This is a genomic window from Rheinheimera oceanensis, assembly GCF_018831085.1.
GTDB classification, from domain to species: domain Bacteria; phylum Pseudomonadota; class Gammaproteobacteria; order Enterobacterales; family Alteromonadaceae; genus Alishewanella; species Alishewanella oceanensis.
The window spans coordinates 1-24442 of sequence record NZ_JAGPNM010000017.1 but is presented as its reverse complement, the minus strand read 5'-3'; the positions used below and the strand labels follow the sequence as shown (position 1 = coordinate 24442).

The 24442-nt window shown below is 48.0% G+C and carries 20 protein-coding genes; 7 read left to right on the top strand and 13 right to left on the bottom strand.

Going from position 1 to position 24442, the window contains the following annotated elements:
• Positions 1–1770: an acetolactate synthase 3 large subunit gene (locus tag J3B89_RS20270; RefSeq protein WP_215399457.1), complete on the bottom strand. Its 1770-nt coding sequence runs from the start codon at positions 1768–1770 to the stop codon at positions 1–3.
• A 347-nt stretch (positions 1771–2117) separates the two neighbouring features.
• Here J3B89_RS20270 and J3B89_RS20265 point away from each other — a divergent pair, with 347 nt between their 5' ends.
• The gene (locus J3B89_RS20265; RefSeq protein WP_215399456.1) at positions 2118–2975 is read left to right on the top strand and encodes a tetratricopeptide repeat protein; all 858 of its coding nucleotides are present in this window, start codon (positions 2118–2120) and stop codon (positions 2973–2975) included.
• Between the two features lie 17 nt (positions 2976–2992).
• Here J3B89_RS20265 and J3B89_RS20260 read toward each other — a convergent pair whose 3' ends face one another.
• Together J3B89_RS20260 and J3B89_RS20255 are read right to left on the bottom strand one after the other, a co-directional pair.
• On the bottom strand, positions 2993–3379 hold the full coding sequence (locus J3B89_RS20260; RefSeq protein WP_215399455.1) for a response regulator: 387 nt from the start codon (positions 3377–3379) through the stop codon (positions 2993–2995).
• Positions 3376–4728, bottom strand: a complete 1353-nt coding sequence (locus J3B89_RS20255) for a sensor histidine kinase (RefSeq protein WP_215399454.1) — start codon at positions 4726–4728, stop codon at positions 3376–3378. Before J3B89_RS20255 ends, J3B89_RS20260 begins: the two co-directional genes overlap by 4 nt.
• A gap of 75 nt (positions 4729–4803) precedes the next feature.
• Here J3B89_RS20255 and J3B89_RS20250 point away from each other — a divergent pair, with 75 nt between their 5' ends.
• Positions 4804–5985: a methyltransferase gene (locus tag J3B89_RS20250; RefSeq protein WP_215399453.1), complete on the top strand. Its 1182-nt coding sequence runs from the start codon at positions 4804–4806 to the stop codon at positions 5983–5985.
• Positions 5986–5992: 7 nt separating this feature from the next.
• Here the strand turns inward: J3B89_RS20250 and yihG (J3B89_RS20245) are convergent, their stop codons facing one another.
• The 3 genes from yihG (J3B89_RS20245) to speA form a co-directional block, all read right to left on the bottom strand.
• Positions 5993–6922, bottom strand: a complete 930-nt coding sequence (gene yihG, locus J3B89_RS20245; protein ID WP_215399452.1) for a 1-acylglycerol-3-phosphate O-acyltransferase, YihG family — start codon at positions 6920–6922, stop codon at positions 5993–5995.
• Entirely contained in the window at positions 6922–7815 is an 894-nt protein-coding gene (gene yihG / locus J3B89_RS20240) for a 1-acylglycerol-3-phosphate O-acyltransferase, YihG family (RefSeq protein WP_215399451.1), read from the bottom strand. The genes yihG (J3B89_RS20245) and yihG (J3B89_RS20240) overlap by 1 nt, the downstream gene beginning before the upstream one ends.
• 102 nt (positions 7816–7917) lie before the next feature.
• Positions 7918–9804 (bottom strand): biosynthetic arginine decarboxylase, encoded by a 1887-nt coding sequence (speA, locus tag J3B89_RS20235; RefSeq protein ID WP_215399450.1) that lies wholly within the window; start codon positions 9802–9804, stop codon positions 7918–7920.
• 135 nt (positions 9805–9939) lie between these two features.
• Here speA and speE point away from each other — a divergent pair, with 135 nt between their 5' ends.
• Together speE and J3B89_RS20225 are read left to right on the top strand one after the other, a co-directional pair.
• Positions 9940–10794 (top strand): polyamine aminopropyltransferase, encoded by an 855-nt coding sequence (gene speE, locus J3B89_RS20230; RefSeq protein WP_215399474.1) that lies wholly within the window; start codon positions 9940–9942, stop codon positions 10792–10794.
• A 122-nt stretch (positions 10795–10916) separates the two neighbouring features.
• The gene (locus tag J3B89_RS20225; protein ID WP_215399449.1) at positions 10917–11366 is read left to right on the top strand and encodes a DUF4124 domain-containing protein; all 450 of its coding nucleotides are present in this window, start codon (positions 10917–10919) and stop codon (positions 11364–11366) included.
• A gap of 49 nt (positions 11367–11415) precedes the next feature.
• Here J3B89_RS20225 and J3B89_RS21445 read toward each other — a convergent pair whose 3' ends face one another.
• Positions 11416–14277: a TonB-dependent receptor plug domain-containing protein gene (locus tag J3B89_RS21445; RefSeq protein WP_215399448.1), complete on the bottom strand. Its 2862-nt coding sequence runs from the start codon at positions 14275–14277 to the stop codon at positions 11416–11418.
• A gap of 324 nt (positions 14278–14601) precedes the next feature.
• Positions 14602–15087, bottom strand: coding sequence for a sigma D regulator (rsd, locus tag J3B89_RS20215; protein ID WP_215399447.1), 486 nt, complete (start codon positions 15085–15087; stop codon positions 14602–14604).
• Between the two features lie 143 nt (positions 15088–15230).
• Here rsd and nudC point away from each other — a divergent pair, with 143 nt between their 5' ends.
• On the top strand, positions 15231–16025 hold the full coding sequence (gene nudC / locus J3B89_RS20210; RefSeq protein ID WP_215399446.1) for an NAD(+) diphosphatase: 795 nt from the start codon (positions 15231–15233) through the stop codon (positions 16023–16025).
• A 372-nt stretch (positions 16026–16397) separates the two neighbouring features.
• Positions 16398–17477, top strand: coding sequence for a uroporphyrinogen decarboxylase (gene hemE / locus J3B89_RS20205; protein ID WP_215399445.1), 1080 nt, complete (start codon positions 16398–16400; stop codon positions 17475–17477).
• Positions 17478–17528: 51 nt separating this feature from the next.
• Here hemE and J3B89_RS20200 read toward each other — a convergent pair whose 3' ends face one another.
• From J3B89_RS20200 to J3B89_RS20190, 3 genes are all read right to left on the bottom strand, one after another.
• Complete coding sequence (locus tag J3B89_RS20200; RefSeq protein ID WP_215399444.1) at positions 17529–18893, bottom strand: TonB family protein; 1365 nt, start codon at positions 18891–18893, stop codon at positions 17529–17531.
• Between the two features lie 129 nt (positions 18894–19022).
• On the bottom strand, positions 19023–20447 hold the full coding sequence (gene sthA / locus J3B89_RS20195; RefSeq protein ID WP_215399443.1) for a Si-specific NAD(P)(+) transhydrogenase: 1425 nt from the start codon (positions 20445–20447) through the stop codon (positions 19023–19025).
• An 86-nt stretch (positions 20448–20533) separates the two neighbouring features.
• The gene (locus J3B89_RS20190; protein WP_215399442.1) at positions 20534–21652 is read right to left on the bottom strand and encodes an acyl-CoA desaturase; all 1119 of its coding nucleotides are present in this window, start codon (positions 21650–21652) and stop codon (positions 20534–20536) included.
• 98 nt (positions 21653–21750) lie between these two features.
• Here J3B89_RS20190 and fabR point away from each other — a divergent pair, with 98 nt between their 5' ends.
• Positions 21751–22359 (top strand): HTH-type transcriptional repressor FabR, encoded by a 609-nt coding sequence (gene fabR / locus J3B89_RS20185; RefSeq protein ID WP_215399441.1) that lies wholly within the window; start codon positions 21751–21753, stop codon positions 22357–22359.
• Positions 22360–22376: 17 nt separating this feature from the next.
• Here fabR and trmA read toward each other — a convergent pair whose 3' ends face one another.
• Both trmA and J3B89_RS20175 read right to left on the bottom strand, forming a co-directional pair.
• Complete coding sequence (trmA, locus tag J3B89_RS20180; protein ID WP_215399440.1) at positions 22377–23471, bottom strand: tRNA (uridine(54)-C5)-methyltransferase TrmA; 1095 nt, start codon at positions 23469–23471, stop codon at positions 22377–22379.
• Between the two features lie 130 nt (positions 23472–23601).
• Positions 23602–24087 carry an RNA recognition motif domain-containing protein gene (locus J3B89_RS20175; protein ID WP_215399439.1) on the bottom strand — a complete coding sequence of 162 codons (486 nt, stop codon included), beginning with the start codon at positions 24085–24087 and terminating at the stop codon, positions 23602–23604.
• Positions 24088–24442: the final 355 nt, after the last annotated feature.

Sequence of the window (24442 nt, the reverse complement as noted above, 5' to 3'; positions counted from 1 at the left end):
TTAAGTCCTCTCTGTTTTGCTTAAAAACATATCGTTCATAGCACCACCCGGTACCTGCATCGGGTAAACGTGTTCTTTCGGGTCGATATGAATATCTAAAAACACCAGCTGATCTTTTAAGGCAAAGGCGCGCTCCAGTGCCGGTTGCAGTTCTTCCGGTGTGGTAACCCGGATACCAACATGGCCATAAGCTTCTGCCAGTTTGACAAAGTCGGGTAGTGAATCCATGTATGAACTGGCATAGCGCGATTCATAGTTCATATCCTGCCACTGTTTAACCATGCCCAAATAGCCGTTATTCAGGTTAATAATTTTTACGCCTAAGCCATATTGCTTACAGGTAGACAGTTCCTGAATATTCATCTGAATAGAGCCCTCACCGGTAACACAGACCACATCGGCATCGGGGTAATTCAGCTTTACCCCCATCGCGGCAGGCAGGCCAAAACCCATGGTGCCAAGGCCGCCGGAGTTAATCCAGCGGTTGGGCTTATTAAACTTGTAATACTGTGCGGCAAACATCTGGTGCTGGCCTACGTCACTGCAAACGTAGGCTTCGCCTTTAGTGATTTTACTAACCTGCTCAATCACATATTGTGGTTTTAACAGCGGTGCGCTGGTGTCGTAGCGGCCGCCATGTACGCTGCGCCACTGAGCTATTTGCTGCCACCAGGCTTCCAGTGCGGCGCTGTCTAACTTTTTCTTTTTCTGTTTCAGCAGGGCCAGCATATTACTTAGCACCGGCTGCACTAAGCCGACAATCGGAATATGCGCATTTACCGTTTTACTGATGCTGGCCGGGTCGATATCAATATGAATAATGGTAGCGTCGGGACAGAACTTCTTGGTGTTATTGGTTACGCGATCGTCAAAACGGGCGCCCACCGCCAGAATAACGTCGGCGTGGTGCATGGTCTGGTTGGCTTCATAGCTGCCGTGCATGCCAAGCATGCCAATAAACTGTTTGTCATCGGCCGGGTAGGCACCTAACCCCATCAGAGTGTTGGTTACCGGCAGGTTCAGCAATTGTGCCAGTTCGGTCAGCTCCTGTGATGCCCCGCCCATAATGACACCGCCGCCGGCATATAAAACCGGCTTTTTCGCCGCCAGTAATGCTGTAACGGCTTTTTTAATCTGGCCGCTGTGGCCCTGCTGTTTGGGTTGGTATGAGCGCAGGTTAATTTCTGCCGGATAACGATACGGAAACTGCTGGTTTGGCATCGTCATATCTTTCGGGATATCCAGCACTACCGGGCCAGGCCGGCCGGTTTGTGCGATATGAAAGGCCTTTTTAATTAAATAGGGAATATCCTCCGGGCGGCGCACCGACATATTGTGCTTACAAATTGGCCGCGATATGCCCAGCATGTCGGTTTCCTGAAACGCATCACCGCCAATCAGGTGGCTCATGACCTGGCCGGTTAGCACTACCATCGGAATAGAATCCATATAGGCAGTAGCAATACCTGTTACTGCATTAGTGGCGCCGGGGCCTGACGTTACCAGCACGACACCGGCTTTGCCACTGGCACGGGCGTAAGCATCGGCCATATGGGTAGCCGCTTGCTCATGCCGTACTAAGACATGCTTAACTTTATTTTGCTGAAACAACGCATCGTAAATATGTAATACAGCGCCACCCGGATAACCGTACAGGTATTCGACACCCTCATCGGCTAGGGCACGTATTACCATGGCGGCACCGGATAACATTTCTGTTGCTCTGGTGGAGTCGGCTGACTTATCGTCTGGCTGGGTCTGGCTGGTCATTATGCTATCTCATAGTTTGCTGTGGCAAATACAACACGCCACGGCTTTGCAGGCAAAGGCGCGGGTGAATTTTTCTAAAGCAGCCAAAGGCCGCTTTAATGCTGTGTGCTACGTGGACTGGTTAAACAGGATAAGCTGTTAAACTCAAACTATGGCGCTATGGTTATTTGCTGCTGAGCAGTCATTTTTGTGCGCTGTATTAATTTACGTGATAGACGGCCGGATGTCGATACTTTTTCCGTTGTTTCAGCGGCTACTGTCAGCACTTACAAGGCTTGCAAAGCCACGGCTGTGCCCACATAGTAAGACTCAGTTGAATTTGATCTGCCAGCAAGGATTTTCGTGTTATGCACCAGCCTATCGTTGATGTTTCTCTTAATAACGCCCGTGAGGTACTGGATGCCTCTATGCAGAAGTTGGTGCTGTTCCAATTCTGGTCGGCCCGCAGCGAGGGTTGCAAACAGCTAACTCCGGTGCTGGAGCGCATAGTGCAGCAATATCCGCAGCAGTTGCTGCTGGCCAGGGTAGATTGCGACAAAGAGCAAGATCTGGCTATGCAGTTTGGCGTGCAATCGCTGCCAACCGTGATGATGATTAAACAAGGCCGGCCGGTTGATGGCTTTGCCGGGGTTGAAACCGAGCAGGCCATCCGTGATAAACTGGCCGCTTACTTACCAAAGCCGGAAGATGATTTGCTGGCGCAGGCCGAAAAACTTCTGGCTACACAAGACTACGCTGCTGCCTACCCGCTGTTAAAAGAAGCGTTATCCCTGGCTCCTGAGCGCACAGAAATTAAACTGTGGTTGGCTGATGCCGCTGTTAGCCTGGGCCAGTTGCCGCAGGCAGAAACACTGTTAAGCGAGGTTAAACTGGCCGAGCAGGATGCCCTGTATAAATCGGTGGTTGCCAAGTTGGAACTGGCTAAAGAAGCAGCCGATACCCCTGAAATTAAAGCGCTGGAAACCGCACTGGCAGCACAGCCTGACGCTGCACCAAATAAAAACGAACTGAAAGAAAAGCTGGCCGTGCAGTATCAGGCCGTGCAGCGTAGTGAAGAGGCATTGGCGCTGTTACTAAGTATTCTGCAACAGGATTTAAACTACGGCAGCAGCAAAAAGTTGTATCTGGATATTCTGGCTGCGTTGCCCATGGGCGACAGTGTGGCAACGCAGTACCGGCGTAAATTATACAGCCTGCTTTACTGATACCGGAAAAGGCTTTGCTACAGATGAAAGTCGAGCCAGATCTGCCTGATTTGGCCTGACAGAGCCATAGGGTCAAACGGCTTTGCTACTACATCAGCGGCGCCCAGTGCTTTGTAAGACGCAATTTCATTGCTTTGCACCTTGGCAGTCATAAATATCACCGGTACTTTGCTTAAATCGTACCGGCTTTGCAGTTGTTGCAAGGTGGTGGGGCCATCCATGCCGGGCATCATTACATCCAGCAAAATCAGTTGTGGTGCTACTGTAGGGTAATCGGTTAATGCCTGCATGCCGCTGCCACAGGTATGCACGCTAAAGCCACCTACTGCCTCCAGTGCAATTTTGGCTACCTGCTGAATAGACGGGTCATCTTCTACGTGCATAATACGCTGTAATTCTGTCATTCATCTGTCTCCGGAAGTTCTGCCGTGCCAGCCAGTGGCAGTAACAAATAAAATTCACTGCCTTTACCTTGCTCTGATTGAAAGCTGATTTCGCCCTGCATGCGGCTCATCAGTTGTTTGCTGATAGCCAGCCCGAGCCCTGTACCCCCTTTGCTTTTAATGTCAGAGCTGTCAGCCTGAGAAAATTTGCTGAATATATAGGGTTTAAATTGTTCGCTGATGCCACAGCCATTGTCAATTACCTGGATCAATGCCTTGTCGCCTTGTTGCTGTACGATAATATTAACCACCGCCTGAGGTGGTGAAAACTTAGCCGCATTTGATAGCAGGTTGGCCATAACCTGCTGCAGGCGCATGCTATCAACATTCACCCACATGTCTGCTGATATCGCCTGTAGCTGATAGCGCACCTGATACTGCTGGGCATAGCTTTGGTTATCGTGTAATGAAGCCTCAATGATAGGTAGTAATGGTTGCGGCTGAATATCAAACAGCATTTTGCCGGCGAGCAGTTTATCCATATCCAGCAGGTCATTAATCAGCAGCTGTAGTTTTTTCACGTTTGCCTGCGCCAACTGGGTCATTTGTGCGGCTTGCTGAGGTAGTGGGCCAAATACTTCGCCATGCAATAAGCCGATAGCGCCACTAATTGCGGTGAGTGGTGTACGCAGTTCATGGCTTACGGTAGAAACAAACTCATCTTTGAGGCGCTCAATTTTCTTTCTTTCGCTAATGTCGCTAATAAAACCGTACCACAGTACACTACCATCTGCCTGGCGTTCAGGTACTGAGCGGCTGGTAACCCATATTACGTCACCATCAGGGCGTTGTATCCGGTAATCCAGTTTCCACAGGCTAAGCTGCTGCGCTGAGGCAGTAATGCTGTCATAAACCAGCTGGGCATCATCAGGGTGGATCATCGACAGTACCGGGCTGGCGTCAAACTTTACCTGTTCGGGTGTTAACTGATAAATATCCCGGATACCGTCACTGCAATAAGGCAGGCAGCTACTGCCATCTGGTGTTAACTGAAACTGAAATACCATGCCTGGTAGCTGGCTGGCAATTTTGTTTAACCGTTCGGCAGCTTCAATTTGGGCATGGCGTTTCAAATTTTCAGATTGTTTTACTTCCTGCAATAAGCCCCTGATTAGCCGTTTAACTTCTGACAGCAAAGTCAGCAAGAGTAATTCACTGGCCAAAAAGGCCAGAGTCCAGCGTTGCAATACGTCAGCTGTCGGAGTTTGCCGGTAACCGCGCCATGCCAGATAGCTGAATAACAGCAACAACAAAATGCTACCAAGCCAACTGATAAAATTAATGGTTCTGCTAACGCGTTGATTTATCATAGCGGCCTTAATAGAAGCGGACTGCTTTACTATAAAGCACAAGCGCAAGGCTGGCAAAACGGCAGACAGATATTTATGAGTAACATATTAACGCAGCAATTTCAGCAACTAAGCATGGTATTACAGCAGTACCGGCGGTACTGGCAATTATTGCCATTTGCCTGTGACACTATACCCTGGCCGGATGCTGAATTGCAGCAGCTGTTAGCAGATATGGATGACGACCTGTTAAAGCAGATAGACCAAAGCAGTACGTTGCAGCAGCAGTATTTTGCCTCATTGTTCCCGGCATTATTTGCTTTGCCGGAAGTGGTTGTTGCTGCTGATCCTGAACCCTTGCCCGCTTTGCCGTTCTGGCTGGAAAACGGTATTGGCGGGCGTAAACTGCAGCAAATCACGGCGTTATGTCAACAGTGGCCACATAGTAATTTACCGGTACTGGAATGGTGCGCAGGTAAAGGGCATTTAGGCAGGGTACTGGCTCACCGCTTTACTGTGCCGGTAACCAGTGTTGAATGGCAGGCAGCGTTATGTAACGCCGGTGCGGCGCTGGCCGAAAAATATCAGCTACCACAACAGTTTGTTTGTGCCGATGTATTAAGCGCCCCGCTTGATACTGTTTTGCAGCCAAAACAGCATATAGTGGCGCTGCATGCCTGTGGCCAGTTACACATTACCATGCTGCAACAGGCAGTACAGGCTGGTTGTCAGCAGTTACAGCTGGTGCCTTGTTGCTATCATTTGATTGCGCAAGCGCAATATCAGCCTATGTCAGAGCTTGCTTTACAGCACAATTTGCAGTTAAGCAAAGACGATTTAAAACTGGTGGTGCAAGGCCAGGTTACGGCGGGTGAGCGGGTAGAAAAACTCAGAGCAACCGAAGTATTATGGCGGCTGGCTTATGATGAATTGCGGGCTGATCTTACCGGACAGCGCCATTACCGGCCACTGGCGTCGGTTGGTAAGCATTGGTTTAGTGGTAGTTTTACAGCTTTTGCCTGCTGGGCAGCGGCGCAGCATCAGTTGCAGCTACCGGCCGTGATAGATGAAGCAGTTTATCTGGCACGGGCGCAGCAACGTGCAGCAACAGTTCAGCGTATTGAACTGGTAAGGCACCTGTTTCGCCGGCCGCTGGAGTTATGGCTGGCGCTGGATAAGGCGTTATATTTACAGCAACATGGTTATAAGACCCGCATCAGTGAATTTTGTGATTATCAGATAACACCACGCAACCTGCTGCTGACAGCAACCCGTTAAGCTACGCCTAGCAGGGCAAGTGGTCGGGCGCAGGGGCTAATACCTGATCCTGATTATACTGTTGTATCAGCTGATCTTTATGCTGCCAGCGCTGGTTAAGCCATAACTGAAAGCGTTCGCGAAACTGCTCGTCGTTAAAATAGTCGCCAATAACCTGCTGGTCTACCGGCAAAACTTCTACCTGTACTACCACCCGTTTTAATTTACCCATCAACATATCCATAGCGACGTGCTGCGGGTTATCGGGATAGAGCAGGGTAAAATCCAGTATGGCGTTAAACTGCTCGCCCATGCTGGCCAGAGTAAAAGCAATACCGCCAGCTTTAGGTGGCAGCAGGTACTGAAATGGGCTGCGCTTCGCCGCTTTTTTTCTTTCGGTAAAACGGGTGCCTTCCACAAAATTAATAATGGTAGTAGGCACGGTTTTAAATTTCTGGCAAGAGGCACGGGTAGTAGCGATATCTTTGCCTTTTAACTCCGGCCGTTTTGCCAGCTGTGCCGTGCTGTAGCGCTTCATAAAGGGCATATCCAGTGCCCAGCAGCCGGTGCCTAAAAATGGCAGCCATTTCAGTTCGTCTTTTAAGAAAAACTTCGGCTCGGGTATACGGCTATGGGCCACTGTGCTGACAACCGGAATATCGAGCCAGCTTTTATGGTTTGAAATAAGCAGATACCAACTGGTTTTATCCAACGTTTGGGCACCGCTAATTTGCCAGTCGACGTTATTAAACAGGTTAATTAAGGCAGTATTAACTGTTGTCCAGCCGCGATAGCAGCCTTTACCCGCCAGTGCGGTAACACGGTGCACAGCTTTAAACGGCAGCAGCATTTTGATGATGCCAAGCGGCGTAACCACAATACCCCAGAACGCCAGATTTAACACAAATAAGCTGAAGCTAACAGGTAACAACAACCAGCCGGGTAAAAAACTTAGCATTATGACTGCTCTCCCTGTTTCAGCGCAGTTAGCTGCTGATCTTTATGTTGCCACAACTGGTTGATCCACTGCTGAAAGCGCTCGCGGTAATGGCTGTCGTTATAGTCGCCCAGCAGCTCGGGCGTTACAGGCAGTACCCGGATTTGCACGGTAATATCCCGTACTTTGCCGGAGATATAGTCCCAGAAGCTCGGAATTCCTTTAGGATAATGGATAGTGATATCGAGAATTTTATGCAGTTGGTCGCCCATGGCCCCCAGCACAAAAGCCACGCCACCGGCTTTGGGCTTTAGCAGATTTTGGTACGGTGATTGCTGCCGGCGGTGTTTTTCCGGGGTGAAGCGGGTACCTTCGACAAAATTCATAATTGCGGCAGGTTTAAAGCGGAACTTATGGCACGCCTTGCGTGTGGTTTCTATGTCTTTGCCCTGCAAATGCGGATTCTTTTGCAAAAAGCTTTTGCTGTAACGCTTCATAAAGGGAAAATCCAGTGCCCACCAGCACATGCCTAAAAATGGTACGTACAGCAGTTCTTTTTTCAGAAAAAACTTAATAAACGGAATATTGCGGTTAAATACTTTTTGCAATACCAGAATATCTGCCCAGGATTGATGATTGGCCAGCACCAGATACCAGTCTTTAAGCGATAGCGTTTCAAGGCCTGATACTTGCCAGCGGATACGGGTAAACAGCCGGGTAGTGAAATTGTTGACGCTGATCCAGGCCACGGCACAGGCATCCAGCAGGTAAGTCATCCAGCTTTGCCAGCGGGTAACCGGCGGCAATTTTAATATGGCCAGCAGCATAACGGGTACGCACCAAAACAACGTATTGACAATATAAAGCAACATTGAAAGTGTGCCCGTTAGCGGGCGGGGTAAAAAATGTAGCATAACAACACCTGGTATTTGTGGCTGGCCGTAATTTTCGGCTGCTTAAAATAATAACAGCAGGCGAGCCTGCTGTTAACATGTCCGATGAGTAGCTAGTTTACCTTAATCTTCAAAATAGGTGTAACCATAAACACCGGCTTTCAATTCATCCAGCAGTTCATCTCTTTTGCTGGCGGCCATATCAAGTTTTGCCAGCTGTTTGCTGTATGACGCAATCAGCTTATTTGCATCAAACTGCACATAACGCAGTACATCAGCTACCGTATCACCTTTAATGATATTGGTTAGTTTATAGCTGCCATCGTCGGTCAGTTCCACGTGTACGGAATCGGTGTCACCAAACAGGTTGTGTAAGTCGCCTAAAATTTCCTGATAGGCGCCTACCATAAACATACCCAGCAGGTACTGCTCGTCTTCTTTATATAAAGGCAGCGGCAGGCTTGGCTCAATGCCATTACCATCAGCGTAGCTTTTCAGCTGGCCGTCTGAGTCGCAGGTAATATCCTGAATAATGGCGCGATGATCCAGTGGCTCGTTCATCCGTTCCAGTGGCATTACCGGGAATAGCTGGTCAATACCCCAGGCATCGGGCATGGACTGGAACAGCGAGAAGTTAACGAATAACTTATCCGCCAGTTTTTCATTCAGCTCGTCGTGAATAGAGCGGTGTGAGCGGGCTGTCATGTCCAGATTGGCTTTTACTTTATTAATGGTAGCAAAGTAAATTTGCTCCAGCAGTGACCAGTCTTTCAGGGTTAGCAGGCCGTGGACATACTGGGCGTGGGCGTCGGTAAAGTAGTGCACTGCATCGTGGTAAGCCTCAATTGCCGTGCGTGGTGTAACATTTTGGTAGGCTTCCCACAGGCCAAGGATCACTGTTGGTGAGTCCTCACTTGGCTCCGGTAAATTTACCAGGCCCGGTGCGCGCTCAATATCAATGGCATCGGTTACCAGCACGGCGTGGTGTGCTGTCATAGCACGGCCTGATTCGGTAATAATGTTCGGGTGGGGCAGGTCGTACTCGTCACATACTTCTTTTAAACCATTAACCACATTACGGGCATATTCGTACATGGTGTAGTTCATCGAACAAGCCGAGCGTGATTTAGAGCCTTCGTAGTCAACACCCAGGCCACCACCGACATCGACAGTGCTGACAGGTACACCTAAAGTGCGCAGTTCAGCATAGTGACGGGCACATTCACGAATGGCGTTGTGGATATCACGAATATTGGCAATTTGTGAGCCGATATGAAAATGGACCAGTTGCAGCAAATCCAGCTTGCCGGCATCACGCAGGATATCAATGGCTTGCAGCACCTGGGTTGCGGTTAAACCAAACTTGCCTTTTTCACCGCCGGTGTTTTGCCACTTGCCTTTGCCCACAGAATTTAAACGGATACGGATACCAATACGTGGCGCTGTGCCTAAATTATCAATTTCACGCAGCAGGGTTTTCAGCTCAGACAGTTTCTCTACTACCACGTAAACGGTGTGGCCCATCATCTGGCCAATAGTGGCTAAACGTAAAAATTCGCTGTCTTTGTAACCGTTACAGACAATTTGCAGTGGCTGATCGGTAACACCTAAGATAGCCATTAACTCGGGTTTACTGCCTGCTTCCAGGCCCACTTTACCGCTGTCGTGGCTGATCAGACGTTTTACTACTGAGAACTGCTGGTTTACTTTAATCGGGTAAACGGCAGTGTACTGGCCCTGATACTCTTTTTCCGCTTTGGCACGCTGAAAAGACTTAATCAGCGTATCCACCCGGTGTTGCAGAATGTCAGTAAAACGTACCAGCACAGGTAAGGTTAAGCCTTCCTCTTTAAAACGTGCAGTAAGCTCGGGAAAACTGATGCCTGTTTTACTGTGATCCTGATCCGGATAAGCCACCAGATCACCCTCAGTATTTACATCAAAATATCCTTCACTCCATACCGCTACGTTATAGATAGAGCGTGCTTTTTCAGTACCCCAGTCGGCCATTGTCGTTCCTTTAAAATTAAGATGTGCATAGTTTAAGGCCAATACGGTAAAGCTGCAGCAAAAAACATCGAAATATTTGTCCTTGGCGGCGCAAGCAGGCAAAATATGCGGCTATTTTGTTTTGAGGGTAATACTATGTCTGGCGACAACAATTGGTTCACTGAAATTTTCGCCCCCAGCGGCAGCGCCTTTGGTTTGGCTATCACGAAGAAACTGGATGAGGTTCAGTCGCCGTTTCAGAAGATTGAGATGTTTGAAACCACCCATTTTGGCAACCTGATGGTGATTGACGGCGTTATTATGCTCAGCAGCCGTGACAATTTTCTCTACCACGAAATGCTTAGTCATCCGGTGTTGTTTACCCATGCCAACCCGAAAAATGTGGTAATTATCGGTGGTGGTGATTGCGGTACTTTGCGTGAAGTACTCAAGCACCCCGGTGTGGAAAGCGTAACGCAAATTGATATTGATGAGCAGGTTACGCGGATGGCCGAAAAGTATTTTCCGGAATTGTGTGCCTCAAACAATGACCCACGTGCGACACTGAAGTTTGATGACGGTATTAAGTACATGCGTGACGCTGCGCCGGAATCTGTGGATGTTATTATTGTTGACTCAACTGATCCTATCGGGCCGGGCGAAGGGCTGTTTAACCGGGCATTTTATGACAGCTGCCGTAAAGCACTGCGCCATGGTGGCATCTTAGTGCAGCAGAGCGAGTCGCCACTGATCCATATGCCGTTACTCAAAGATATGCGTAGCGCCATGCTGGATGCAGGGTTTGATGCCTTGCAAACGTTACTGTTTCCGCAAATGGTATATCCATCTGGCTGGTGGACCTGCACTCTGGCGCGCAAAGGTACTGCCTTTAATGGGTTTCGGGAAGCTGATGCTGCCCAGGCTCCGTTTAATACCGATTACTACAATGCCGAAGTGCATAAAGCCGCGTCAGCCTGGCCTAATTTTATGAAAAAAGCCTTGCTGGGTTAAAGCAAAACAGCGACAGACGGTAGTATCTGAAAACGCATTAACGCAGTTTAAATAAATAGCTGGCTTAGCTTGCCTATTTGGTAAGGCTTTTGTACATTTATTGCTCATAAACGGGGTGGCAAATGGTAAAGTACGCTTGGTTATTATTGTTAGGTGCGTTTTCAGCACAAGCCGCTGTCTACAAATGTGAGCAAAACGGTGTTGTAGAGTTTAGCCAGTTTCCGTGCTCAGGTGATGCTGAAGCCATAGATATGCGCCCGCTTGGCACCGCCATGCTTGGCACCCGCGGCGAATACAAGCAGCAAGTGGATGCACTAAAGCGCCAGAGCCGGTTTGTTGAGTTTCAGATAAGTTCGCTGGAGCAACAGAAACAGCAGGATGTTGAAATACTCAAATCAGAACTTTACAAACTGCGCCGCAGTTTCCCTAAAGCAGAAGAGCTGGTTGTGCTGCAACAAAAAATTGACCGTACCGAGCAGCTATACAACGAGAGAATTGCCGCAGAAAAGGCCGCGCTGGCGGGGCTGGAACTAAAAGTAAGCCGCCTTGAACGGCAATACGCACAAAATTAATACTCTGTTATGAAAAAGCCCCGATGCGGGGCTTTTTCTATCAGATGCTTTAAATACTAAAAGATGCGCGCAGGTACCAATAACGGCTACCTGGCATATCATAGGTTGATGGGTCGTAACCATTCAGTGAGCATGACAAGCAAATTGGTGGCTCTTTGCCAAACAGGTTATTAACACCAAAGCTTAATTGCATACCAGACAGTATTGCATCTGTACTCCAACTGACCTGTGCATCATGGTATGTCGTGCTGCCAAGACGGTTCTGGCCGGTAGACGGGTTGTTTCGGCAAACCGCAAAACTGGCTGCATCGCCACAGCTTTCTTCTAGATCACTGGTGTAACGCATTGTCCAACTGGCTTGCCAGGCTTCATGTTTCCAGTTAAGGGCCAGGTTGCCGCTCCATTCTGGAATAGCCGTGTCATTAACTTCAATACCGACAGTTTTCGGCTGACGCTGGCCGTTGGCATCAAGCACTGTGTAGTCTTCAACCAGGGTCGCTCTTAGCCTGACATTGAATTGCCCAAATGCAGTTTGCGGTAGTAACCAACCGATATCAAAATCCAGGCCAGACGTTTCTATGCTGCCAATATTGGTCAGAGTATTATTAAACTGATCTATCGCCCCCAGTTGGTTGCGGCCGATACCATCACAAAAAGTGTCAGACAGGGTTTGTACACACAAATTAAGCTGGGTTTGGGCATCCAGCGCCTGAATGGCACCTTTAAGTTCGTGTTGATACCAACTGATACCAATGTCTAAACGTTCTGACCAGGAGGTTGCGCTGGCGTATTCCGGGCTGTATACCATGCCAAGGTTGTAACTGGTGGAGGTTTCTGGTGCCAGCTCGCGATTACCGCCGGTAACCACACTGATTTGCGGATTTGGTTGCTGATAGTTAGCTGGTACGCCAAGCGCTGCACAGTTTGCTGCAACTGCGGCTGTCGGAGTAGAGCAGGGATCGGATAACACTGCATCATAGCCACTGGCTGCACCGAACAATTCGCCGATATTAGGCGCACGGAAGCCTTCAGACCAACTGCCGCGAAACAGCAATTCATCCTGCATCAGCCAGCGAAAACCTACTTTGCTGGTTGTTTCGCTACCAAAAGTAGAGTAGTCAGAGTAGCGGCTGGCCAGGCTGAGGTCTAACTGTTTTGCCAGCGGCAGATCGGCCAGCAAAGGTACATTTAGTTCAACAAAGAGTTCGTTAACATTAAGTGAGCCTGAGGTAGGCGAAGACACCACACCGTTATATTCGCCTGCTACCGTAAGGGCATCCGGCATGTATTCGCCGGTGTATTTGCGGTATTCCCAGCCTGATGCAAAGCTAAGTGCTCCGGCGGGTAACTCTATAATGTCGCCGGTAATGTTGGCAGAATACAAACTAAGTTTGTTTTCGCTGGTATCGCGGACAACAGGTTGAATGTAGCCGAGCATATCGGCCGTGATACTGCCAACACCAAAGATATTTAGCGGTACACAAGCAGGATCGGCCTGGCAACTTGCCAAAGGCCCCAGTGCGGTAGCAATACGTCTTGCATTATAACTGCCGAAGTTATCCTGCTTAGCGCGGTTAGTGCTATACGCTGCGTTGACGTCCCAGTAATAAAGATTACCGGCTAATTCAAGCTGGCCTTCGATACCTGAGCCAATATAGAAGGTGTCTACATTTTGCTCAAAACGTCTGGCTCCGCCTTCAATTGGGCGTTTACCGGCCAGTATCAGGTTGGGGTTGTCGCCTGATGCTATCAGGTCAAAACCAAATGGGTTGTATGGATTGTCGGCAGCAATAGTCAGATTATCCATCCAGTAGTTGCTTGGCGAGAAGGTGCCAATAAACATAGGCTCGGGGGCTGCCTGATTCACGCTGCTGCGCTGGTTGTATAAAGCGCGTAGGTACCAGTTAGTATCCGGTGTAAATTCATAGCGTTGCTGGGCGTAAAGCGACACTCTTTTGTTCGGTGTTTGCAGCAGGTTATAACTGGAGTAATTGAAACGGTCTGCTGTGGTAAAGCAATGAAAGTCATCGGTACGATCACAGCTATCGCCAAGGGTGGGATCGTAATTCGGGCTGGTAATGCCAGCGTTTGGTACTAAATCTAATGAGGCGCCGGTATTTGGATCATTGATAATAAAACGGCCGCCTGGAATAGCTGAACTGCCAAAAGCCAGGCCGGTACCTGGTACTGGCAAGCTTGACTGTGCTCTGCTGTCAGCGGCAACAGACTTTTGTTCGTTGTAGCTGGCGGCCATAAAATAGCTGTGTTTGTCACTTTCACCGCCAAAGCTCAGTTCAAAGGTGCTGGTATCACCGTCGCCTTTGCTAAATTGGCCAAAGCTGGTGCTAACCGTTGCGCCGACAGCCGAGCGGCGGGTAATGATATTAACCACGCCTGCTATGGCGTCTGAACCATAAATTGATGAGGCTCCGTCTTCCAGCACCTCAATGCGTTCAACAATCGCCAGTGGAATGGTATTTAAGTCTACCACGCCGCCTACCCCGGAGGCAGAGCTTTCATTTACCCAGCGAATACCGTCAACCAGTACCAGAACACGCTTAGCCCCTAAGTGTCGTAAATCTACTGTAGTGGCACCGGCGCCAACTCCACCACCATCAGGCGGAAAGCCGAAGTTGCCACTGGAGTTGAATTTAGTGTTTAGCGCTGAACCTGAGGCGGTAATATTTTGAATAATATCGCCAATTGAAGATAAGCCTGAACGGTCAATGGCATCGCGATCCAGAATTTGTACAGGGCTGCGGCCTTCAAGCTCAGTTTGCTTAATCCGGCTACCTGTTATCTCGATACGTTCAACACTTTTATCGGTTGTGGTGTCTTGAGCTTGAGTCGCGGCTGGTGCAAAAGTGATAGCACCAAGCACACTCAGGTATATCGTTGAATAGGAGCGCATGCAGTATTCCTTATTGTTATTTTCACAAATTACTGCTGACAACATGGCTGGCACTGCTTTTTCGCCAGCCAACAGGCAGGTTCAGAACTCACTATATGATAAGTTCAGAGAAAATCTTAGCTAAGAGTGTTTATTTTGTAAAAAAAGTTTCATTAAGGTTTGCATTGTGTGTATTACGGCTTTGGCATTTGGTGGGGGGAAGTGCTACTGGTGGTACTGCTGCGTGGCAGGAAATCAGTGGGTAGTTACAAGCAAAACAACGCCATCAGGCGCTGCTTTATTTAAGTTTAAACCAGCTTCAGAGCGGCTGTTACCCAGGCTTGATCAGGCAGAGACATTGCTGTCAGTGTGCTTTTCATACAGGGTGTTAATAAGCTCATCTTCGTAAGCAAAGCGCTCTTCCAGTGCCTGGCCCAGCTCAGACAGCTCACGGTCAAATGCTGCGCTATGTTTGGTGCTTAAATGATCGGCGTAAAGATCATTGAAATTCAGTGCCATATCGGTAGATACCGCGATTTTGGGGTACAGGCCGTCAGCCAGTTTACGGCTGTCAGTGCCGTTTACCGCACATTCCGACACTATACGTTCGTACACTTCGAAATGTCCGGCTGATAAATAATCTACCAGCAGTTGGCAAAACTCCTGCACTGCGGTTTGCGTAGGCAAGGTGGTGCGTTTATTGTCAAAAGGCGGTAATGCAGCCAGCTTACAATAGCTGACAATAAGTTGTTGGCGCTCATCCAGCCAGTTGTCTATGGCGGTAAGCGAACCACCCCATTTTTGTCGCGCGGTCTGCACACGGGTGTACATTGCCTTCTCCTTCAATGCAGCCTTTGCTGCAGTTAACTCTAATTAAATGAATTTCGCACGAAAGATCAACCGTTTTTTTATTGGTCAGCCCAGTGAACGGCATTATGATAGCGCGAACTACAGGGTACAGCAGAGAACCACTTATGATCAAACACAGTATCAGCTTAACGCCAAATCAGCACGGGTTCTGGTTTGTCGTGAACCGGGGCCGTATCTGGGTCAATGCTGCGCGTCAGATCCCGCAAGGCAAGCTGAGTGCATTAACGCTGTCGGCAGAGCCTGAGCAGATATGCCGGCTCGGTGAGTTCGCAGGCCAACAAGCTTATTTGCTGGTTAACCACGATCATATTGCAGATGAACATGATTGGGTATCGCCAAGAGACTTGCTAAGCGAAGGCGAACAATTATTCCACCTGGCAGCCAGAGCGGTGCAGGTAGCATTGTTTTTACAAACCCACCGCTTTTGTGGCCAGTGCGGCAGTGCCATGAGCCTGGTCAGCTGGGAGCTGGCAGCTTTGTGTAACAAGTGCGGCCACCGCTGCTACCCGCGCATAGCACCTTGTGTACTGGTGGGTATTATCAAAGACAAACAAATCCTGCTGGCGCGCTCCAGCCGGCACCGTAAAGGCTTTTTTTCTATTCTGGCAGGTTTTGTTGAATCGGCAGAAACGTTGGAGCAGGCGGCAGTGCGGGAGGTAAAAGAGGAGGTAGGTGTTGAGATCACCAATTTACGATATGTTGGCAGCCAGCCATGGCCGTTTCCGCATTCATTAATGACAGGTTTTATTGCTGACTATGCCGGTGGCGATATTGTTTGTCAGCCACAGGAAATAGAGGAAGCGCACTGGTTTGACTTAGCTTCGTTGCCAGAGGTGCCGCCAGTACAAACGTTATCTGGGCAAATTATTCAGCAGTTGCAGCAAATTGCAGGCAAATAAAAAAGCTTCCGGAAAGATTTTTAACAATGCGAAGCGTTGGCCCGAAGGGGTTGCGCCATAGATGGCAGCAAATAAAAAATCGTCAGGAAAGATTTTTAACAATGCGAAGCGTTGGCCCGCAGGGGTTGCGCCATGGATGGCAGCAAATAAAAAAGCCACATAAAGTGGCTTAACTAAATGGTTTGCATGGTCCCGTTTAAACAGGCTTCTTGCTTGTTATTCTTCACTAGCGCAGCAATGTTATAGCAGATCGATTTGTTGATGACAAGCGTCTAGCATAAAAAACCTGAACGTAGCATTTACAGCGAAAACATGGTCGCTGCGGCTACAGAGTGTTAAAATAGCGCCAATCCTGTGAATGGCGGACAAACTATGCAATTAAAGAATGATCGGTACCTCAGAGCTTTACTCAAACAACCGGTAGACAGAACACCGGTTTGGATGATGCGACAAGCGGGGCGTTATTTACCTGAATACCGCGCAACCAGAGCACAGGCAGGTGATTTTATGTCGTTGTGTAAAAATCCGGAGCTGGCGTGTGAAGTCACATTGCAGCCGTTACGCCGTTATGCATTGGATGCCGCAATTTTATTCAGTGATATTCTGACCATTCCTGATGCCATGGGCCTGGGGCTTTATTTTGGCGAAGGCGAAGGTCCTAAATTTCAACGGCCAGTGCGCGACTTTCTTGATATTGCCAATTTGCCTGTTCCGGATCCGGAGCAGGAATTGCGCTATGTTATGGATGCTGTGCGTACTATCCGCCGGGAGCTGAATGGCAGTGTGCCGTTAATTGGCTTTTCCGGCAGCCCCTGGACCTTGGCCACCTATATGGTTGAAGGAGGTAGTAGCAAAACCTTTGGTACAATCAAAAAGATGATGTTTACCGAACCGGAAGCACTACATCTATTACTAGATAAGCTGGCGAAAAGTGTCGTGTTATATCTGAATGCGCAAATAGCGGCGGGCGCCCAGTCTGTGATGATTTTTGATACCTGGGGCGGAGTATTAACACCGCGCGATTATCAGGAGTTCTCACTGGGCTATATGCAACAAATAGTCAATGGTTTAACCCGTGAAGCCGACGGCCGTAAAGTACCGGTAACGTTGTTTACCAAAAATGGCGGCTTGTGGCTGGAAGCCATTGCTAATACCGGCTGCGACGCGCTGGGGCTGGACTGGACAATCAATATCGGTGATGCAAAAGCCCGTGTTGGCGATAAAGTTGCGTTGCAGGGCAATATGGACCCGGCAATTTTGTTAGGTTCACCAGAGCGTATCCGTCAGGAAGTACAAATGATACTGGATGGTTTTGGTCAGGGAAGCGGCCACGTGTTTAATCTGGGCCATGGTATAACACCTGACGTAGATCCTGAACGTGTCAGCGTGTTTATTGATGCTGTGCATGCGTTTAGCCGCACTTATCATATGAATACTGAGCTGGCTGAATAAGCAGAATGCCCCCGGCATTAGCCGGGGGGAACTTAACACATTAAGACACAGTTAGTTTGTGCTTGTTGCGACAGTCTGGTAATCGGCGAGTAAATCTTCAAAGTTTTCAATGGTCCAGTTACGCCGTTTGGCTTCTTCTATTGCTTGTTTTAGCATTGATTCGCCACGACTTTGCTGGCCCAGTTCAATAAAAGCAACACCCAGAATAGACAACAGAGTTGGGTTGGCAGCATCTGCAGTGCGGCCTTGCTCTGCCAGCTTGATGGCTTTTTCTGGGTCCCGCAACGTAGGATCATCTGACATCGCCAGCAGAGAAGCATATTCGGTTACTGCGGGCATGTAGTCTTGACGTGCGGCGCTTTCCAGATAACCGGCAGCTTTATGCGGATTATAATTGACGTTATTACTGTCCAGTAGCTCCTGAGCCAGTAAATAAGCCGCTTTTGCATCGCCGCTGTCAGCAGAAATAGCCAGCCAGTTCAAAGCTTTGCTTGGGTCTTTGTCACAGCCATTGCCGGTAATTAAGCATTGCGCCAGACGATATTGCGCAGGCTGATACCCATTAATGGCAGCTCGCAGATACCAGTTAACAGGGGAGGGATCGGTAATAATATTATTTTCTGCCAGCACTGCGTGCAGGTACTGATATTTAGCAGATTCTGCTTTAGCTGCGGCCAGAATGGCATCGGTATACTCCTGGCTGTCGCGTTGAAATTTGCGGGCTTGTGCCCCTGCAGAGCTTTTTATTCTGAAGGTATGTGACTGCAATTCCATCCGAACGGGGGCGCCGTATAAATCTTTTGGCGGTTCAAATCGCCAGCTTTTAATGGCATCCAGTACGTACTCATTAATACCGTCAATAGGGAAGCTGGCAGCCACATTAGCATTTTCTACTGCGCCATCTTCCGTCACGTCATAATGTACTACTGCCCATGCGGCGACACCTGCGCGCTCGAAATAAGACGGATATTTAGGCTCTGGTTGGTGAACCGCTTTTAATCTGCTGCTGGTGTTGACATAGCGGTTGGCGCTTGGATACAGGTTACCTGACAGTGCCTGTTTGCCATATTGGTTGTTTAGCGTGGTATACACTTCTTTACCTGCTAAACGTGAAGGGAGTTTGGTGCGTAGTTCCTGATATTGTTGATCTGCTAACGGGTGTTTAGCGTCACGGGCAATCAGGGTCCAGGCGTAGGCGAGTTTTATATCTGCATCTACACCTAAACCCTCAGCATACATTCTTGATAACAAATACTGAGCCTCCAGGTGGCCCAGCTCAGCCAGAGCCTCAAGCTTTGGTTTGGCCTGCGCGTATTCTTGTTGCTCAAATAACGCTTTTGCTGTGGGGAAATCAGCCTGTACCTGAAACGAAATGGTCAGCCACAATAATGCCAAACTATACCGAAGTTGCAGCATAAAACTTTCCCGTAAACTATCTGTTTAATTATTATGCAATTGAGTTTACAACGATTTATCAGGCAAAACAAAAATATATATAGCAACGATAATTTAATTATTTAATGATTAAATATCATTATGTTACGACTAAAAAAGCCGGTTAAGGCCATTCAGTGCGGCCACCCGGTATGCTTCTGCCATCGTGGGGTAATTAAAAGTAGTATGCACAAAATACTCCAGGGTATTACCACCGTTTTTTTGCATCATAATTGCCTGGCCTATATGTACAATTTCTGCAGCACGCTCACCAAAACAATGAATACCAAGTATCTCTAAGGTATCGCGATGAAATAACAGTTTTAAACTGCCAACACTGGTGTTGGCAATTTGTGCCCGGGCCAGATGCTTAAACTGGGCACGGCCTACTTCATATGGAATTTTGGCTGCAGTAAGTTCCTGCTCAGTTTTACCAACGGAGCTCATTTCCGGGATGGTATAAATGCCTGCCGGAATGTCAGCAATCAAATGACCATCCAGATTCCCTTTAACAATAGCCTCGCCGGCTAAGCGGCCCTGATCATATGCCGCACTGGCTAAGCTGGGGTAGCCAATCACATCACCAACGGCATAGATATTATCTATACTGGTTTGATACTGTTTATTTACTTTAACCAGGCCACGGCTGTCTGCTTCAAGGCCTATTGCAGCTAAGTTCAGCATATCAGTGTTGCCGGTGCGGCCATTGGCAAACAAAAAACAATCAGCTTTCATTTTTTTGCCGGATTTAAGATGCAGCACTACGCCGTCATCTTTACCTTCAATGCGGTCAAATTCTTCGCCATGGCGAATAGTCATACCGGAGTTCCAGAAATGGTAACTTAGCGAGTCGGAAATCTCGGTGTCCATAAACGACAGCAGACGGTCACGGGTATTGACCAGATCTACCCGGACCCCCAAACCGCGGAAAATAGAAGCATATTCACAGCCTATAACCCCGGCGCCGTAAATAATAATATGCTTGGGATCGTGTTGTAATGACAAGATAGTGTCTGAGTCATAGATCCTGTTGTGGTTAAAGTCGACATCCGCTGGCCGGTAGGGGCGTGAGCCGCTGGCAATTACAATGGTTTTGGCGCTAAGCTCAAAGCAACTGCCATCATCGCTGCTGATACTCAGATTATGGTTATCAATAAAGCGGGCTTCGCCCTGATATATTTTTACCAGATTGCGGTCATAAAAACCGGTTCTTAGCCGCACTTGTTTGCGGATCACGCCGGCGGCATGTTTTAAAATTTGCGAAAAAGTGAGTTTGGTATGTTGTTCATCCAGTTGAAATAAAGGGTTTTCATTAAATTCAATCAAACGGCTGACCGAGTGGCGTAACGCCTTTGAAGGGATAGTACCCCAATGTGTGCAACCACCGCCGACAGCATGGTAACGCTCAATCGCCGCTACTTTAAGCCCGCTTTTTGCCAGATACATGGCCGCCCCTTCGCCACCGGGGCCGGTTCCTATAACAATGGCATCAAAATCAAAGCTGGCTTTTTTCGGGGTCGCTTTCTTTGCACTCACGTGGATGATCTCACTGATTTAACTGACTTAAGTCTGAGCATATCAGGTATTAGATACAAAAAAAGAGACCGAAGTCTCTTTTTTGGTTAAACAAAAGCATCTACCAATCGCTGCCAGTGCTGCTGCTGTTGCTGTAAATGTTGTTTGAATTCATTGTATTTATTTTTAAAATCAACAGCTTGATACTGTGCAACCAACTTGTCTTTACGTTGCAGCAATAACTGTTTCTTTATACTGTAGTAATCCTGCATTCTGGCCAGTAACAGTTCATATTCATGCTGTAATAACTGCAGCAATTGTTCTGCATTTGGTCGCTTACGCACATTATCCTGTGCCCGTTTCAGTTGCATTTGCAATCTGGCCTGCTCAATCCTTTCTTCCGGAACAACCCTAAGGTTAGCTGTTAACTTTAACCAGGAAGCTGATTTGATAAACCATTTTGTTGGGTCAAATTGGTACCACTTAATACCATTACGATAATCATACTCAAAAATATGATGGAAGTTGTGGTATCCCTCACCATAGGTAACAAAAGCCAGTATACCGTTATCGCGGGCTGAGTTTTTTTCTGTGTAAGGCTGTGAACCCCAGATATGCGCCAGTGAGTTAATAAAGAAGGTAAAATGATGGCTTAATACCAGACGCAGCACACCGGCCAGTAATAACATGCCCAGAATATTGCCGCTGATAATACCTAATAATAATGGGATACCAAAGTTAGTGGCTATAGTCAGCCACAAGTAGTTGCGGTGTTGCCACATTACAATCGGGTTTTTCTGCAGATCACGGACATTGCTGTAGTCTGGTTTTTCGACATTTTCATAATCACGCAACATCCAGCCAATATGGCTATACCAGAAACCACGGCCAGCAGAATAGGGGTCTTTATCATTATCATCGACATGGCGGTGATGTACACGGTGGTCAGCCGACCAGTGCAGCGCGCTGTTTTGCAGGGCAAAAGCGCCGCCAATAGCGTAAAGCCATTGCAATGCAGGATGCGCGTCATAAGTTTTGTGCGCCCATAGCCGGTGATAACCTGCAGTGATAGACATACCGCAATAGCCCAAGCATATAATGGTGGCAATAATCTCGAACCAGCCAAAACCAATAGTTAAGGCATACCAGGGTACACCGACGGCGGCAATCAGGGTTGTGATGGAAAACAGCAGAACGTTAGTCCAGATAATGGGCGCTTTTTTCATAAATTCCACTTTGGCTTACAACTGTTCGCTCATTCTACTGGTCACAACCCCCGGGTCAAGGTATAAAATAGTGCTTTTCGCTGAATAAAGGAATATCTGTGTCCAGAGCCGAGCAGAAAGAGCGCACCCGCCGCGCTATTATAAATGCCGCTTTTTCTCAACTGAGCGCTGACAAAAGCTTCGCCAGCTTAAGCTTACGTGAAGTAGCACGTGAAGCGGGTATCGCGCCTACATCATTTTATCGTCACTTTGCGGATATGGATGAATTAGGCCTTACCCTGGTAGACGAAGCTGGTTTAATGCTACGCCAGTTAATGCGCCAGGCGCGGCAACGTATTGAGAAAAACGGTAGCGTTATTCGCACCTCTATTGAAACTTTTATGGAGTTTGTTACCGGCAACAGTAATGTGTTTCGTTTATTGTTGCGCGAACGCTCGGGTACTTCTGCAGCATTCAGGGGCGCAGTGGCCCGCGAGATCCAACATTTCGTTGCCGAACTGGCCGAGTATTTACGTAAGGAAACCACCTGCCCGGACGAATTAGCCAGGGCACAGGCAGAAGCCATGGTAATATTGGTTTTTCATGCCGGAGCTGATGCACTGGATGCACCACCAGAGCAGTATAGCTATTTAACCAGCCGCACCATTACCCAATTACGTTGGCTTACCCATGGTGCCGCTGGCTCAGGTCGTAAACCTAAAAGCTAATTTACAGCGGGTTTGGGTCAGCTCTGGCGTTTACGTAGCCAGACACCGCTTTCAATATGGTGGGTGTAGGGGAACTGATCAAATACAGCCAGTTGCACTATGTCGTGTGTTTTAGTCAAACTTTGTAAGTTATGCGCCAGAGTTTGCGGGTTGCAGGAAATGTAAATAATATCGTTAAAGCGGCTGACCAGTTCCTCGGTGCCGCTATCCAGGCCTGCGCGTGGCGGATCTACCAGTACGGTATTCAGTTGCATCTCTGCTAAATCCAGTTGTTTCAGCTTGCTGCCCTGCAGGAGTGCGGTTGCTACATCCTCAGCGGACATTTGCAGCACTTGCAGGTTGCCCACCTTATTTAGAGTAATGTTGTATTGTGCCGACTTAATTGATGTACGGGAAATTTCTGTTGCCACTACCTTATTAAAGCAGGGCGCCAGGGCAATAGAAAAGTTACCGTTGCCGCAATACAACTCAAGTAAATCTCCCGATAGTTGCTGGGCAATCTTTTTCGCCCAACCCAGCATCTGCCGGTTTACTTCACCATTGGGCTGGGTAAAGCTGCCTTCTATTTGTTGATACTGCAAAAGGCTGCCATCAAGTTCAAATTGCTCAGTGACATAATCATTGCTTACCATCAGCTTTTGCTTACGTGAACGGCCAATAAACTTCACATTATATTGCCCCGCCAGGTTATCCGTCAGTTGCTTCGCTTGCTCCAGCCAGCTGTTGGTCAGCGGGCGTTTGTAAATAAGAGAAACCAGCAACTCGCCGGACAGGGTAGCCAAATAATCTACCTGATACAGTTTGTAGCGCAGTTCATGGTTGAATTGAATATTTGCCAGCAGCACCGGCATAAAATCGGCAATAGTGCGGCAAGCTACCGGAAAATGGTCAATACGCACTTTGTCGCGTGTTTGCGAGTCAAACATCGCATGATAAATATCATCACCGTTGTGCCAAATCCGGAATTCTGCCCGTAAACGGTAATGATCGGATTTTGAGCGGAAGATTTCTGCCGCTGGGGCATTAAAATTTGATAGCAGCTGCTGTACAGCGGTAACCTTATCTGCAAGTTGCTGTGAATACTGCTCGGGGAAAACCTGACCTACGCTCATCTATCGCTCTGCTTAACCAAAACGACCATTTTAAGACACAGAACCGCTTGAGCCAACCACGAATATTAGCAGGGTGCTAATTGGCATTAAAAAAGGGAAGCAAATGCTTCCCTTGTCTGATTACTAATGTTTACTCTTCAGTGTCGTCAGCATCCTGACGCTCTTTAGCTTCGCGCACTTTTAATGTGCGCTCCTGAAAATTAAAGTCATTTAACTTCTGGATCATTTTATCGCCGTCTTTAGCCGCAACCTCAACGAAACCAAAACCACGACGACGACCAGTTTGCCGGTCTTTCATTAAACGCACATTCACGACAACACCAAAACGCTGGAATAACTCTTTTACAGCATCTTCGTTGGCGCGATAAGGCAGGTTACCTACATATAAAGTAGTCGTATCACCTTTGTAGTCAGATAAAGACGAAGTTGAAGCTACTACGCCGGCACGATCTTTCACATCCACTAACACCGGCACCAGTATGCCAGCTAACAATACACCAATTACCACGAAAATTTCCTGCGCAAACCCCAGCACAGGAAGAAAGGCAAAGCCAAGATAAGCCAACACTGCTAATGCCAGTGTATAAGGCAAAGAAGCACGTAAAGTGGGTAACATAATAATATCCTAAGCACTTAGTTCTATTTATCGGAATGCTTTAATAAGATAAAGCAGCCTTATCTTAGCGGTTAGGTAATAAACCGCAACCATAAACAACAGCTTGTTTTCACTCCATTTGTATCTAAAATATGCAAAAAGCCCATTTAGTAAGCAAACAGACCGTAAAACAGTATTTTTATTATTTTAGCGCTTGCAGGTATTCCAAAAGGCCCTATAATGCGCGCCATGCCACGGGGTAGCGCTAATGCGGTGCTTCGGGTGAGTTAAAACGGGTTGCAAAAATCTTTTAAAAAGACGCTTGACAGCCTCTGTTAAATCACTAAAATGGCGCCCTCGCTTCACGGTGGTGGTT